Origin of the sequence: Flavobacterium sp. HJ-32-4 (assembly GCF_022532105.1) — a bacterium.
Lineage (GTDB): Bacteria > Bacteroidota > Bacteroidia > Flavobacteriales > Flavobacteriaceae > Flavobacterium.
Window position 1 is genome coordinate 970934 of sequence record NZ_CP092832.1, and the last position, 15250, is coordinate 986183.

13 protein-coding genes are annotated in these 15250 nt (G+C 51.7%); 5 read left to right on the forward strand and 8 right to left on the reverse strand.

All coding sequences use genetic code 11. From position 1 onward, the window contains the following. Window positions 1-15: 15 nt before the first annotated feature. The 3 genes from dinB to MKO97_RS03950 all read left to right on the forward strand — a co-directional run bounded on the left by dinB (window position 16) and on the right by MKO97_RS03950 (window position 2820). Complete coding sequence (dinB, locus tag MKO97_RS03940; protein ID WP_241104769.1) at window positions 16-1137, forward strand: DNA polymerase IV; 1122 nt, start codon at window positions 16-18, stop codon at window positions 1135-1137. Window positions 1138-1221: 84 nt separating this feature from the next. After that, window positions 1222-1734 (forward strand): PAS domain-containing protein, encoded by a 513-nt coding sequence (locus MKO97_RS03945; protein ID WP_241104770.1) that lies wholly within the window; start codon window positions 1222-1224, stop codon window positions 1732-1734. Between the two features lie 48 nt (window positions 1735-1782). Beyond that, window positions 1783-2820, forward strand: a complete 1038-nt coding sequence (locus MKO97_RS03950; protein ID WP_241104771.1) for an NADP(H)-dependent aldo-keto reductase — start codon at window positions 1783-1785, stop codon at window positions 2818-2820. Here MKO97_RS03950 and MKO97_RS03955 read toward each other — a convergent pair. The 8 genes from MKO97_RS03955 to panC form a co-directional block, all read right to left on the reverse strand. Beyond that, a complete protein-coding gene (locus tag MKO97_RS03955) occupies window positions 2817-4181 on the reverse strand; it encodes a PQQ-dependent sugar dehydrogenase (RefSeq protein WP_241104772.1) in 1365 nt (454 codons plus the stop codon). The two genes, MKO97_RS03950 and MKO97_RS03955, sit on opposite strands and share 4 nt — an antisense overlap. 126 nt (window positions 4182-4307) lie before the next feature. After that, window positions 4308-5942: a DUF4139 domain-containing protein gene (locus MKO97_RS03960; RefSeq protein WP_241104773.1), complete on the reverse strand. Its 1635-nt coding sequence runs from the start codon at window positions 5940-5942 to the stop codon at window positions 4308-4310. A gap of 49 nt (window positions 5943-5991) precedes the next feature. Then, complete coding sequence (locus MKO97_RS03965; protein WP_241104774.1) at window positions 5992-7959, reverse strand: transglycosylase domain-containing protein; 1968 nt, start codon at window positions 7957-7959, stop codon at window positions 5992-5994. 6 nt (window positions 7960-7965) lie between these two features. Next, window positions 7966-9327: a DNA repair protein RadA gene (gene radA / locus MKO97_RS03970; RefSeq protein WP_241104775.1), complete on the reverse strand. Its 1362-nt coding sequence runs from the start codon at window positions 9325-9327 to the stop codon at window positions 7966-7968. Next, a complete protein-coding gene (locus MKO97_RS03975) occupies window positions 9327-10469 on the reverse strand; it encodes an alpha/beta hydrolase (protein WP_241104776.1) in 1143 nt (380 codons plus the stop codon). Before MKO97_RS03975 ends, radA begins: the two co-directional genes overlap by 1 nt. Before the next feature lie 50 nt (window positions 10470-10519). Then, entirely contained in the window at window positions 10520-11485 is a 966-nt protein-coding gene (locus MKO97_RS03980; RefSeq protein ID WP_241104777.1) for a lysylphosphatidylglycerol synthase transmembrane domain-containing protein, read from the reverse strand. Window positions 11486-11489: 4 nt separating this feature from the next. Further along, window positions 11490-11840: an aspartate 1-decarboxylase gene (panD, locus tag MKO97_RS03985; RefSeq protein WP_241104778.1), complete on the reverse strand. Its 351-nt coding sequence runs from the start codon at window positions 11838-11840 to the stop codon at window positions 11490-11492. Between the two features lie 13 nt (window positions 11841-11853). After that, complete coding sequence (gene panC / locus MKO97_RS03990) at window positions 11854-12702, reverse strand: pantoate--beta-alanine ligase (RefSeq protein ID WP_241104779.1); 849 nt, start codon at window positions 12700-12702, stop codon at window positions 11854-11856. Between the two features lie 110 nt (window positions 12703-12812). On the opposite strand from panC, the gene MKO97_RS03995 reads away from it, so the two are divergent. Both MKO97_RS03995 and MKO97_RS04000 read left to right on the forward strand, forming a co-directional pair. Further along, the gene (locus MKO97_RS03995) at window positions 12813-13619 is read left to right on the forward strand and encodes a glycogen/starch synthase (RefSeq protein WP_241104780.1); all 807 of its coding nucleotides are present in this window, start codon (window positions 12813-12815) and stop codon (window positions 13617-13619) included. Between the two features lie 12 nt (window positions 13620-13631). Continuing rightward, complete coding sequence (locus MKO97_RS04000; RefSeq protein ID WP_241104781.1) at window positions 13632-15245, forward strand: DUF4270 domain-containing protein; 1614 nt, start codon at window positions 13632-13634, stop codon at window positions 15243-15245. Window positions 15246-15250: the final 5 nt, after the last annotated feature.

Here is a 15250-nt window from a genome sequence, read left to right on the forward strand (position 1 = left end):
TATTTTTACGGAGGCATGCTTTCCCACGAAAACCTACATCCGGACGACTCTTTTTCGGCGGCACCTCCACGGTTGCGCAAGATCATCCACGTGGATATGGATGCGTTTTATGCCTCGGTTGAACAACTTGACAACCCGGCGTTGCGGGGCAAGCCGATCGCGGTGGGCGGCAGTGAACTCCGCGGCGTGGTGTCGGCGGCCAGTTACGAAGCGCGTAAATTCGGCGTCCGGAGCGCGATGAGTGGCTATCTCGCTAAGAAGAATTGCCCGGATATCATCTTCGTCAAACCGCGTTTCGACCGGTACAAAGAGATTTCGAAGAAGATCCGTGCCATTTTCCATGAGTTTACGGATAAGGTAGAACCCTTGTCGCTCGATGAGGCTTACCTTGACGTTACGTTAAACAAAAAAGGAAACCCCAGCGCAACGCTGATCGCCACCGAGATCCGGAAACGCATATTCGAGGAAACCGGACTTACCGCGTCGGCGGGTATTTCCATCAACAAATTCGTGGCAAAGGTCGCATCGGATTACAACAAGCCAAACGGACAGAAAACCGTCATGCCGGAAGAGGTGATTCCGTTTCTGGAAGCGCTTCCTATCCGGAAGTTCTATGGTGTTGGAAAAGTAACGACCGACCGTATGTACCACCTCGGCATCTTCACCGGGGCCGACTTAAAGGCGAAGTCACTGGCTTTTCTCGAGGAGCATTTCGGTAAGTCCGGGGCGTATTACTACCATATCGTGAGGGGTATCCATCACAGTGAAGTGAAATCGGAACGGGTGGCAAAATCCGTAGCTACCGAGCACACGTTCAATGAAAACCTAACGTCAGAGGTGTTTATGATGGATCGGCTGGAAGGTATTGCCTCCGAACTCGAACGCCGCATCCAACGCTATGGTATTGCCGGGAAGACGGTCACGCTGAAGATCAAGTACAGTGATTTTACGCTGCAAACCCGTAGCAAGACGCTTCCTTATTATATTTCCGACAAATCGCTGATGCTCGAAACGGCCCGCGAATTGCTCTACCAGGAGAAGATGAAAGAGTCGGTTCGACTGCTGGGATTATCGCTTACCAACCTCAATACGGAAGAGAAAAAAACCATGGCCGTGCAGCTAAAATTCGAGTTCTGATAGGTTCGGCAAAGGTTAAAGACGGCCAAAACGTGAACTGACTAAGCAAAATCCTATTACATTTACCCCATGCAAAACTATGTTATGAACGAATTTGAGCAATACGATAAAGCCATTGCCGCCCAGTTTGCCCGGCAAAAACCCATGAAGGCACCGCTTTCGTTTTGGGACTGCCTCGATGAAGCAGAGGCGCGTCGTATCGCGATGTATGACGTGTATGCGGTGCTGGCCTTCGGCGAACGCCACGGCTGGGTGATTGAACGTAATGTAGAATCGCTTATCACGCCTGATCATGTAATGGTCGTCACCAATCCGCAGGTACGTATCGTACACGCGACCCGCAACATGACCCGCATGAACGGGTATCTGCCTGAGGAAATCATCGGCGCGAGCCCTAAGATTTTCCAAGGCCCCGGAACCGATGCGAACACATCGGCGCGTATCCGTCAGGCTATTTCTGACCGTCGTCCGTTCGAAGAGACCGTCATCAACTATTACAAAGACGGCCGTACGTATGATTGCCACATCAAAGCCTTCCCGATGTTCAATTCGAAAGGCGAATTGATGCACTTCATCGCGTTCGAAACCGCCGCCTAACCACGCGCACTTCCTGTTGAATGCCTACCTTTGGGCTTTCTTTTTTCTATGGACTTTACGTTTCTCGGCTCTTCCGGCATCCGCATAAGCAACTTGTGCCTGGGCACTATGACCTTTGGGCAACAGAACTCCGAAGCGGAGGGGCATTCCCAACTGGATGCGGCACTTGACGCCGGCATCAACTTTATCGATACGGCTGAAATGTATCCGGTTCCCGCGCGCGAAGCAACGTACGGTGATACCGAGCGGATCATTGGTAGCTGGCTAAAGAAGTCAGGACGCCGATCTGATATCGTGTTGGCGAGTAAGATTGCCGGGCCGAACCGCGGACTCCCCTACATCCGCGAAGACATGCGCTATACGCCCGACACGATTCGTTTGTCGGTGGAAAAAAGCCTGTCGCGCCTGCAAACCGATTACATCGACCTTTACCAACTGCACTGGCCGGCCCGTAAAATGAACATGTTCGGGCAGTTGGGGTTTGTAGCACAGGAGGATGACTGGGAAGACAACATCTTTGAGATTCTCCAAACCGTCCAGAAACTCATCGAAGAAGGGAAGATACGGGCTATCGGACTTTCGAATGAAGCGCCATGGGGCGTGATGCGGTTCCTTGAGGAAGCCAAACAAAACGGATTGCCGCGTATCCAAAGTGTGCAAAATTCGTATTCGTTGTTGAACCGCACCTATGAAATCGGACTCGCCGAGTGTAGCCTTCGGGAAAATGTGCCGCTGTTGGCGTATTCACCGCTTGCCTTTGGTCGCCTTACGGGTAAGTTCCGAAACGGACAACAACCGGCGGAGGCGCGACTGACTTTGTTCCCGAATTTCGCACGCTACAACTCGCCGGAAGCCATTGCGGCTACGGAAGCCTATGCTGAAATCGCGTCGGGTCACGGACTCACCTTAACGGAACTGTCGTTGGCCTTCATCCGCCAGCAACCGTTTGTGGGAAGTACCATCCTGGGTGCAACCAGCCTTGCGCAACTGGAAGAAAATATCAAAACGCTTTCGATCACCCTTGATGCGACCGTCCTTCGCGAAATCGAAGCGGTGCAGAAGCGATTCCCGAATCCGGCGCCTTAGTCAATAGCGAGCCGTTTCGTGGTGCGCTGCCCGTTGTCGTCGGCTACGGTCAACAGATACATGCCCCGCGAAAACCCTTGTACGTTTAAAGTTGTTTCAGCTTCAGTCATTGTCTGTGAGGAAAGCTGTTTTCCGGTTAGGTCGTGTAAACTGACGGTAGCAGGCAAGGTGTGTCCTGACGTCTTCACCGAGACGAATTGTCGCCCCGGATTCGGATACAACGCGACGGTTGCGACGGAAAGATCGTCCACTCCCAATGACGTATCAATGATTTTATAGATACGACCGGCATTTCCGGCGACGTACAGTTCATTGTTGACGTCAACCCCGAAAGTCGTGTAGAAATTCGATCCGCTGAAAGTGGCCGAGTACGTGATCGCGCCTGATTCGTCGATATAGTTGATGCGGTTCTGGCAAAAATCGGCGAAGAAGTATTTCCCCACGAAGTTTGGATAGGCCGTACCGCGGTAAACATAGCCGCCGGTAACCGAACACCCGCCGGTTGACGCCTGGCTGTATTCGGCGAAAGGGGCCGTATAGGTCACGCCCGGTGTATTGCACGCGGCATATACCGACGTGCCTTCGTAGCATTTCCAGCCATAGTTGAGTCCGGCTGCGGTGGCGGGCGCTTTGTTGATTTCTTCCATGACATCCTGCCCAACATCGCCGATCCACAGGTCGCCCGTTTCGCTGTCGAATGAGAATTTCCAGGGGTTGCGGAGCCCGACTGCCCAGATTTCATCGGCACCGTCGATACCAACGTAGGGGTTATCGGCCGGAATGGCGTACGGACTTCCCCCGTCGACATCAATACGCAGCATTTTACCGAGTAAAAGGTCGAGGTTCTGCGCCCGATTCCCAGGGTCTCCGGCACTGCCGCCGTCACCCATACCGATGTAGAGATAGCCGTCGGGCCCGAATTTCAACGTGCCGCCGTTGTGGTTGGAAAAGGGTTGGTCAATGGTTAAAAGGATGGAGGCCGAAGCGGTATCGGCCAGGTCGGGATCGCTGCTGCTCACAGAATAGCGCGCGATGACCGTATTACCACTCGAATTGACATAGTTGATGTAGAAATAGCCGTTTGTGGCATAGTTGGGATGGAAAGCCAGTCCCAACAAACCCTGCTCGTTACTGCTGCCCAGCATGTTCGACGGCAGTTGAAGGAAGGGTGTGGCTTTGGTCGTGCCATCGGGATTGAGGATCTTGATGCGACCGACTTTTTCGACCACGAACAGGCGAGAATCGCCGGCGTTGACAACTTCGGTAATGCCGCTGAATCCCTGGGCAAAGAGCTGGATGTTGACCGTCTGTGCCGAAAGTGGCAGGCCAATCAGGATGAGAAAGAGGTATAAGTGTTTCATAGCAAGTAGATTGAATACACAAGGTACGGTTTTTTCCGAAACAGACTATCGCTAAACGAACATGGCTTGCCGATAAAAGACAAAACCGCAACGTGTGCTGCGGTTTTGTAGAGGAGCGTGTAGTCGTTACAGGTTTGAAATGACCTTGTCTTTCGGTGAGCGCACTTTATAACTTATACGCACTTTTTTGGTTTCGTTTGGTTTCAGCTCCAATTCCCACGTGAGGATGCCGGTTTCGGTATTCACCTTCGCGCCATCACTTTGTTTGAGTTCGATCTCCATTTCTTTGTCGGTACTCAGCGGGTATTGGTCTTTCAGCATCAGCGAAACGGCTTCTTTTTTATTGTTACGGACGGTGATCTCATACGTAAACGTCTGTTCTTTTTTCGACGAAAGGAACTTGGTGCCCGATTTGTCTTCTAGTTTTTCCCGCTTGACGGAAATCTTCCGGTCACGCCCCATGCTCAGGTTCAGCGAGTCGGATGTTTGGTTGGCGTTCAGCATCGTCTTGCCTACATACATATTTTCGAAGATGATGTTCGCCTCGCCCGGCAACAGGTTGTATTGCGAATAGTCGCCAATGCGTGCCAACAGGAAGGCATCGTCGTCGGCCCTTGGTGCGGCGTAGAATTTATAGTTGGCCGGTAATTTCAACTGTTTCAGGTTGACGCTGTGGGGTTTTCCGTTCGATGCCACGTCGTATGGAATGTCGATGTCGAATGAGACGTTGAGTTGGTTTTCGGTGATGGAGGTGAAATCAGAGACGCCGTCATAATCTTGTAAAGTTGATGCTGCGCCAGGAGTAGCTGTCGACAAAACGTTCTGCATTGTTTTCTCTTTTCTACCCGGAGCCGTTACCACTACCTCGCTTAGATCAGCATACCCATATGACATCGGTATATAATACTGCAAAAACCACGCATTCAAAATCGGAGCCGTATTGCTCTGCGACGGATTGCCACTTGAGAGTTTGAGGTTGATTTGTTTCCAGTCGATGCCGGTGCTTTGCCATACCTGACCCTTGTAGGCCACTTCAATCGGTGCGGAAATCGAGTTCACCCGCAGGTCGTAAAACGGCCGCCAACCCGCAGATGGCGTCAGGTAGGCAATTTCAAATAGTACATTGCCGGCCGATTCGTTCATGACCTGCAGCACGAGTTTGCCACGTGAGATTTTTTCGCTTTTCTGGCTGTCGATTTCCAGGCGGTTTTTGAGTTCGGCCAGGCGTTTCTGCTGGTCTTTGAGTTTTTCATCGAGGTCGTCAAAGGCGTTCGCGGCCTTGAGTCGTTCGCTGCGGTAATACGCCATCAGTTTCGCCAGTTCGACAGCGGTTCCCGAAGCTGTACTGGTCACTTTTTGGTTGGCGTCGAGGAGTTCGATGGCTTTTGCTTCCGCATCCTTGAGGTTAATGGTCCGCTGCACCTGCTTTTCCAATAGCTGGATGCTATCCCGGACGGCCTTTACTTCACGGCTGTTCTCATCCAATTCATATTCTTTGATATAATTGTTGGTAAACTGCGACGAGAGAACGGTCACGCTCGAAGGCGCGCCAATCCGGATGGTGTTTTCCAGCAACTGGTCGGCGACGTTCTTGATGACGATTTCACTGGTTCCTTTCGGGAGCGACACCGTGGCCGTCTGCGATAATTCGGCGGCGTTACTGTAAACGTTGGCCGCCAGCACCTTCGCGGAGGTGAAGACGGGCTTTTGTGCCACGGCAAGCGAACTGCCGCAAAGCAACATAAAAAGAAGTTTCTTCATACAAGTGTTTTTTGGTTAGGAGCCGAAATCCGGGCCAAAGGTTGGAACGTCAGAAATTAAATTCATCATCCACTGCCGTTGAGTCGACGGCAATCGAGTCGGGTTGGTGGATGCGGATGAAACTTTTGGCGCGTCCGGAGATGACCACCGGCAGCGATTTGTAAATCGTATCATCGGCTGTAAGCAAGCCGCGGCGCATCATCAGATTCGTCAGGAAGTCCTGTTTCTGTATGGCAGACTTGCGCAGGTTGCCATCGCCACCGAACTGCCACATAAAGCCTTTGGGCCTCGGGATGATATTGGCCAGGAAGAGGCATTCGTTCAACGACAGGGCCGACGGATGTTTGTCAAAATAAAAGCGGCTCGCTTCGCCCACACCATAGATGTCAGGCCCCCATTCGATGATGTTGAAATATACTTCCAGCATCCGTTCTTTGCTGACGATGCGGTTGTTTTCCATGATGTAAACCAGCAGGATTTCCTCCAACTTCCGCGACAGCGTTTTCTCCCGCGTCAGGAACACGTTTTTGATCAACTGCATGCTGATGGTGCTGGCGCCGCGTGAGAACTTCCTCGTCCGGATGTTCTTGATGATCGACTGCCGGAACGCTTCGGCAATAAAGCCTTTGTGATGGAAGAATGACGGATCTTCTGTCGTCAGCACGCATTTTCGCAGGTAGGGTGATATCTGGTCGAGCGGCGTGAAATCAGGGTTGGCGGTTCCGACGAGGACGCCGCGTTGCACCCGTCCGTGGTCAATGGCATGGTACACAAAATCGCCGTTGAGTTTGTTCAGGTTGGCTTCGCCGTATTTGGTGATGCGCAGGTTTTCTTTTTTCAGCGAACTGTCGAACACCAGGTCTTTCGGGTTGTTCTTGTTGAATTTGAAATCGAGGCGGTAGCTAAACGACCCCTCGGCTTCCATCCCTTCAAAATGGGTGAAAAGGCCGGTTGGCAGTGAGGTGATGAAGTCCTGCGCTTTTATTTTCGGGATGTCGACCTTCAGTTGGTAGATGGTATCGCTTTCAGTAGAATAGGAGAGATACGGGTGGAATTTGACTTTGTTCAGCGTCACGGTCGAGGCGCTGTCAACCGACACGAAATCTTCCCCTAGCAGGAAGCGGTAATCGAACCGGGCGTTGCGGATCACCACGTCTTTGCTAGCCACTTTCGGATGGTTGATATGGAGGTTGGCCACTGAGGTAAAGCCGTCGATGTGAAGTTCGCCTCCGTCCATATCGATGTTGTCAACTTTCAGCCGCACCGAGTCAAAGCGGGCTTTCAGGTTATAACGCTCGTCGAGATACGGCATTCGGATGGCGCCGGTGTCGCGGTTGAAAAACCGGATATCCGCCTGGTTGTCGCGCGGATCGGCGAAACCCGTAATGCGCCAGCGTTGCCGGAAGGTGTTGGTCTGCACGGCGATGGCACTTTCCAGTTGTTCATCTGCCAGGGTGAGTTGTTGCAGGTCGACCCGTGCATTTTTACCATTGTCATGGATAATGAACGCGAGCCGTTCGATTTTCATATCGGTCGGCACCAGGTTCAGCAATTTCGAAATGAGTCGGTTGGCGAGTTCCGCATAATCACGACCGGAGCTGTCGTCTTCCGCTTTTTCGTCTTTTGTGCGATGAAGGAAGGCATCGAAGTTGGTAATCGAATCTTTCCGAACCAATTGCACGAATCCGTTCGACACTTCCAACGTCCCAATTTGGATGTCGCCTTTCAGCAACGGCCAAAACCCGATACGGGTGCGTACTTTCCGGATGCGGAGCAGGGTGTCGGCTTCCTTCGGGGTTAGGGTCACATCCTGAAGGCGTATGCCCATTAACCCGTCGAACTCGGCATGTTGGATGGTGAGGGTACTGTTGTAGTCGCGGTCGAGCTTGGCCGAAATCCGTCCAATCGCTGCCTGTAGGAGTGAATCACGGAAAACAAAGAACAGGATGACCAACAAGGCCAGTATTCCGGCGACGATCGCCAGGATGCGGTAGAGTTTCTTTTTCCGTATCGCCATAAAGTATTAACCGAAGAGAACGCTGGCTACTTCCTCGATATTGCTCACGAGGTGCACGCGAATCAGGGTATCCTTCAAAGATACTTTATTGTATTTGGATATGAAAATGGTCGAGAAGCCCAGTTTTTCCGCTTCCTGTATGCGTTGGTCGACGCGGTTTACGGGCCTGATTTCGCCCGAAAGGCCGACCTCCCCGGCAAAACAGAAGTCTTTCCCCACCGCGATATCCTCGTTTGAGGAAAGTATCGCAGCCACCACGGCCAGGTCAATCGCCGGATCATCCACGCTGATGCCGCCGGTGACGTTGAGGAAGACGTCTTTGGCGCCGAGGCGGAATCCGGCGCGTTTTTCCAGAACGGCCAGTATCATGTTGAGGCGTTTGGCGTTGTAGCCGGTGGTGCTCCGTTGCGGTGTTCCGTATACGGCTGAACTCACCAGGGCCTGGATTTCAATCATCAGCGGGCGCATGCCTTCCAACGTGGTGGCAATGGCGGTGCCCGACAATTCCTCTTCCCGATGGGAAATCAGGATTTCGGACGGGTTGGATACTTCCCGAAGTCCGGAACCCTGCATTTCGTAAATCCCCAGTTCCGCAGTGGAACCAAAGCGGTTCTTAAGGGATCGCAGGATGCGGTAGACGTGGTTGCGGTCGCCTTCAAACTGCAGGACGGTGTCGACCATGTGCTCGAGGATCTTCGGCCCGGCGATGGTACCGTCTTTGGTGATATGGCCAATCAGGATAACAGGCACGTTGCTTTCTTTCGCGAATTTGATTAATTCGGCGGTACACTCGCGAATTTGGGAAATGCTTCCGGGCGACGAATCGATATAATCGGTATGCAGCGTCTGGATCGAGTCGATGATCAGGATTTCAGGATCGAGTTCCGCGACCTGTCGGAAGATCTGCTGCGTCTTGGTTTCGGTCAGGATGTAGCAATTGTCTTCGCGCTGGGTGATCCGGTCAGCGCGCATCTTGATCTGTTTCTGGCTTTCCTCGCCTGATACATAAAGAGTTCGGAAGGGAAGCAGCAGCGCGATCTGCAGCAGTAACGTAGATTTGCCAATACCGGGTTCGCCCCCTAACAGGGTCAACGATCCGGGTACCAGGCCCCCGCCGAGTACGCGGTCGAGTTCACCATCGCCGGTTGGCAGACGGAATTCCTGGGCGGAATCTATTTCTTTTACGCGAAGGGGTTTTGCCGCCTTCCGGGTTTCGGTAGCGGTCGGTTTCCAACTGGTTTTCTCTTCTTTCTGGATGACTTCCTCTACAATGGTGTTCCATTGTTTACAGGCGGTGCACTGACCTTGCCACTTCGGGAATTGGGTGCCGCAGTTCTGGCAGAAAAAAGCCGTTCGTATTTTTGACATTACTTAATCTCGCCGTTTTTCATGGCTTCTGCTTTTTCAAGCATCATATCTTTGGTGAGGTCGCCGATTTCGTCTAACAGATAGGCATTCTGGTAGGCTTTCGCCGCTTTTTTGGTGTCGCCCTTTTTCTCATAGTACATGCCCATGTGGTATTGGGAAAGCATCGACTTTGGATAGGCCTTTTTAGAAAGCGCCGCCAGTTTTTCGAAATCGTCGTAGGTTTTGTTTTTCAGGATGGCCGCTTCGATGGCTTTGAAGTCACCGATACGAATCGGCATGTCCATTCCGTAGGATTTGCGGACGGTTTCGTATTTCTTCGTCAGGTATTCGACATATCCGCCGGGCATCGTCACGATTTTCTCCTGGAATTCCTTGGTGGAAATAGGTTGATATGGTCCGAAGATGTGGTAAAGCGCATCCGGGATGGCGTGTAATACCATCGAATAGTGCGTGGCGCCGAGGTATTCCTCATAACGATAATGCAGGTTGTCGTTCTTGACGGTCTTGATGTTCGTGTCCACAATCTGAATGTTCTGCAGGTCATTGGGCAGGTCGCCATCGGCAGCGGAGAGAAAATAATAGACCGGCTTTTTCAAAGTCATCAGCATGGTCGGAATCCGTTCGCGCATCTGTTCGCCGAACTCGGGGCTTAAGGAAATATAGGCTGAAAACAAGGGGTCTTCTTTGTATAGCCACAGGTTCATAAAGCCGGCGGTCAGGTCATGGCCCGCTACGATGCGAAACGGGGCAATACGGTATTTCTTCTCAAGGGCCGGAATCAATTCTGCCCCTATGAACTCAAAGAAATGCGCGCCGGTTTCCGTCGGTAGTCCTTCCTGGTCGAGGGTCGTGTCTGCCTCACGCTCACCTTTCATGTCTACCCCCACGATGATCACTTCCGGAAGGTCATCCCAGTAGTTGCCATATGCGAAGGCTCCGTCAAAGGCGTCAAGCAGGTATTCGCCGTCGAATAACAGCAGTAGTGGATATTTCCGGTTCTTGTCTTTGCCGTACGAAAGCGGAAGCGACACGGTGAAGGTGCGATCTGCATTCAGCTTTTCCGAAAAAAGGGTGTCGCGACTACGTTGTGCGTATGAACCGACACAAAAAAAGGCAAGCAGCAGAATAAGACTCTTTTTCATGAGGGGAAACCGCACACCTCTGGTTCAGGCTGTACGGGAGTCTAAAATAGCTAAATTTTAGTTTTAGGCGTGAAGGTTAACGCCAAAAAGCCAAAAATACCGAGGAAAACCGTTATAACGAACTGGGATGTCCATACAATCCAGCCGAAAGCGGTGCCGGCTTCGCGTGGAACGGCATATAGAAAGAGGATACTCGCGACCAGTGGAGGGAAGAAACCAAAACCGCCGTTGGTGAAGGCGATGACCAAACTTCCGATGACAAATGCCACCAACACCGAGCCAAACGAGATGCCCGAGGTTTCGTCGAGTGCCAGGGTAGTGGTGTAGAACATAAGTACATAGGAAATCCAGATCAGGAGGGTTTCCAACAGGAACATCCCTTTATGCGGAATGCGAAAAACACTGATGGCCCCTTCCTTGAGCCCATTGACTTTTTCCTTCAGCAGCAGCACGAGTTTCCATTCCGATTTGAAATAGAGATACAGCGAAATAAGCATCCCTACGAGACAAATCACCGCCAGGATGAGCAGTTTTTTGATGGGGATATGTTGCAGCAGGAAATCACGGAGCGTGTCATATTCCCAAACCACCGCCGCAAGGATGAACGCCAGCAACAGAAAGAAATCGACAATCCGCTCTGCGACAATTGTCCCGAAAGCTTTGTCGAAAGGAACGCCCCGGTAGTTTTTCAGCACGAGGGCCCGTGAAAATTCGCCGGATCGCGGAATGGTAAGGTTGACGAAATACCCGATGCTGACCGCCAGGAAATTGAGTCGGAATTCGGGTTTGACACCGATTTGGGCGAGCGTATGCCGCCACCGGTGGGCCCGTAATATATATCCGGACACGGCCAGCGCGAGCGAGAGCGCAACGTAATAATAGTTGGCCGTGACGAAATACGACTTCATCACATCGCGTTCGGCCGGTGAAAACGAGCAGTAGGAATACACGGTGAAGGCCAATCCGAGAAGAAGAGGAATGACGGCGCCCGCGATGGTTTTCAGCTTGGTCGACACAGGACTAGGTCAGGGAATTGTCTTTTTCGTTCGGGAAGACGAGTGACGGGCGGAACGATTTGGCTTCCTCGAACTCGAGTATGCCGTACGAAATGATGATGATGATATCGCCTTTCTGCACTTTGCGGGCGGCCGGGCCGTTCAGCGTAATTTCGCCGCTGTTCCGGTTGCCTTTGATGACGTAGGTTTCGAGTCGTTCGCCGTTGTTGATGTTGACGATCGATACTTTTTCCCCTTCGATGATATTGGCCGCATCCATCAGTGCCTCATCAATCGTGATGCTGCCGATATAGTTCAGGTCAGCCCCCGTAACGGTGACGCGATGGATTTTCGATTTTACGACTTGGATTTGCATGGCGCAAAGGTAATTAATTTAATGCAATGGTGTCGATCAGGCGCACCTTGCCGACGAATACGGCGATGAAGGCACGGTACCGTTTTTTCTTGCTCTTGCGTTTGCACGGACGAAGGGTGGCCTCGTCGGCAATTTCGAAGTATTCGAGTTCCATCCCTTCCTGTGACTGAAAGCCTGCTGCGATTTCGGCGGCTACGGCATTCGCACTTTTGGTGCGGAAAAGGGTTTTGGCAGCGGTAAGGGCACTGAAAATATACGACGAACGCTTCCGTTCCGCTTCCGTCAGCCGCTCATTGCGGGAACTCATCGCGAGTCCGTTCGGTTCGCGAAACACCGGCATACCGACCACCTCGACCGGAAGTCGTTCCTTTTCGGTCATTTTTCGCACGATCTGGAGTTGTTGGAAATCTTTTTCACCGAAGTAGGCGCGGGTCGGTTCGACGATTTCGAACAGTGTCTTGACGATGGTGCCAACGCCGTCGAAATGGCCCGGACGGAACCGCCCTTCCATTTCGTTCTCGAGTCCGTCAAAATCAAAATGATGCGATACCGTTTTTCCTTTATATATATCGTGAACGGTCGGTGCAAAAACGATTACCCGTGTATCAAGTTGCTGTAGTTTAGCCACATCGGCCTCTAACGTGCGGGGGTATTTCGCCAGGTCGTCGGGGTTGTTGAACTGCGTGGGGTTGACGAAAATGCTTACGACGGTGAGGTCGTTTTCGGATAATGATTGGGAAACGAGCGACAGGTGACCGTCGTGTAAAGCCCCCATCGTCGGCACGAAACCCGTTGTGGTTTCCGGCTTACGGAGGGAGGAGAGATGGCCCCGCAGGTGCTCCGTCGACTCAAAAACAACCATGGTAGCGTGTTGTGAAAGGAGGTGCAAACTTAAGACTTACGCGATAAATCCACAAAAATTTGTACTTTTGCCTGTTTTAAGTGCTGTAAATACGTACTGATACATTTTATATGGAGGACAAAAGGATACTGTTCGTGTCATCGGAGGTGGTGCCCTACTTGGCAGAAAATGAGGTCTCCCTGATGTCGTACGACGTCCCGAAGATGATCAACGACCAGGGTGGTCAAATCCGGATCTTCATGCCGCGATACGGTAACATCAACGAACGACGGCACCAGTTGCATGAGGTCATCCGCCTTTCCGGGATGAATCTCGTGGTCAATGATCTCGACATGCCGCTGATTATCAAAGTTGCCTCCATCCCGAAGGAACGCATCCAGGTCTATTTTATCGATAACGACGAATACTTCAAACGCAAGGCTACTTTTGCGGATGAGGAAGGTGTTTTGTATCCTGACAACGACGAACGGGCGATCTTCTTTGCCAAAGGCGTAGTCGAGACGGTGAAGAAACTCAACTGGGTACCCGACATCATCCATGTGCATGGCTGGCTGGCGGGCATGCTCCCGGTTTACATGAAACATTTCTATAAGAATGAGGCGCTTTTTGCGGAAACGCGGATCGTTACGTCGGTATATGGCAAGTCGTTCGACGAAAGCCTGAGCACCGACATGATCGAAAAAGTGAAGTTCGACGGCATCCCGGAAAGCGACATCGCCGACCTGGCCCAACCGACTTATGAGAACCTCCTGAAAACGACGATTAAGCACTCGGATGCAGTGATTATTGCCTCCGAAGACGTGCCTCCAAGTTTAACAAAATATATAGAAGCATCAGGGAAACCTTTTCTACCTTTCGCGCCGAAAGAGCGGTTTGCAGAAGCCTACACCGACTTCTACAAAACCAAAGTACTGTAATTTTTTTTTGCCATGAAGCATTTCCTGACTGCCGGCTTTTCTGCCGTTTTCCTGCTTTTTATCGTGTCGCTGGTTTCGTGCGACAAAGATTATACCGAGATTGACTCGGGCCTTAACATTGACGATGACGACCTGAATATCCAGAAAGCAGAACTTGCCACTGTCCGTGCTTTCAACCAACCGGTGCGGGAAGTACAAACCAATAACCTGGCGATCAACCCACTTGGAATTCTTCGCAACGGAAGTACCTTCGGCACGACACATGCCGACTTCGTAACACAGGTGGAACTGACGTCAGCCGCACTTGTGACCGAATTTGGCGACAATCCTGCGGTAGATTCGGTAGCGCTTTATATTCCGTATTTCAGCACCAAGTTGCTGACGGATTCTGATGGAAACAGCGAATACGAACTCGACTCTATTTACGGAAGCCAGAAGATGAAGCTCGAGGTCTTCGAATCCAATTATTTCATCAACGCCCTTGCGCCACCTGATTTCAGCCAGGCGCAAGTGTATTATACGTCGAATGCGAACCTTTTTACGCCGCTGCTCAAAGGGGCGTTTGACGACGGGACGACGGCTCCGGGAGCGCCCGCACTGAACAATTCGACGCGGACGCAGGAGAATGAAAACTTCAAGTTCAGCGACCGGGAAATTTACCTGACGGCGCCTAATGAGGACGATCCTACCCAAATCGACACCACACGTGTGGCGCCGGGCATGCGATTGATGCTCAATAAGAACTATTTTAAGAAAAAGATCTTGGAAGCACCGGACGGCAAACTCTCCAACAATACGTCCTTCCGTGATTATATGCGGGGCTTGTATTTCAAGACCACAGCCACTTCGCCGACGGGTAGCTCATACGGCCTGCTCGACTTCAAGAAGGGCAGCATAACCGTTTACTATTCGGAGGATAAGACTACGGATGGAGTTACGACCCGCACACAAAAGACTTTTGTGATGAACCTGAGCGGGAATACCGTCAGCTTACAGGAGAATACTTTTGGGGCCGAGTACCAACAGGCTATGGACAACGTCAACCAGACCGAGGGCGACGAGGTCTTGTATCTCAAAGGAGGAAACGGCTCTATCGTATACATCGATTTGTTTGGGGAACGTCCGGGCGAGGGCGAGGTGCCGACGGAGTTACAGAAGATGATCGATGAAGGATGGCTTATCAATGAAGCGAACCTGACGTTTACGGTTGACCGCAGCCGTCTGCGAACATTGCTCGAACCTTTGCGCGTGTACCTCTACAATGCCGATGCGAACGTTCCGATTGCCGATTATACGCTTGACGTTACAACGAGCAGCAACCGTAAGTATGACAAGTACCTCTTCGGAGGTTTCCGTTCTACCGACGAAATGGGTGTAGAAACCTACACGATCCGTCTCACCAACCACTTGCGGGCCTTGGTAAAAGGAACACAGGATGATGTGCGGCTGGGCCTGACGGTTACAGAGAGCATCGGGGCGGCTGACAACCTGAAAGGCAGAGATAACAGCACTACACTGCAATTGCCAAGAGGGTCTGTCATGCACCCGTTCGGCACCGTTTTAATGGGTAATACTGCCGACGCAAAAAACATTAAATTTGAAATTCGGTATACCAAAACCAAATAAGACAA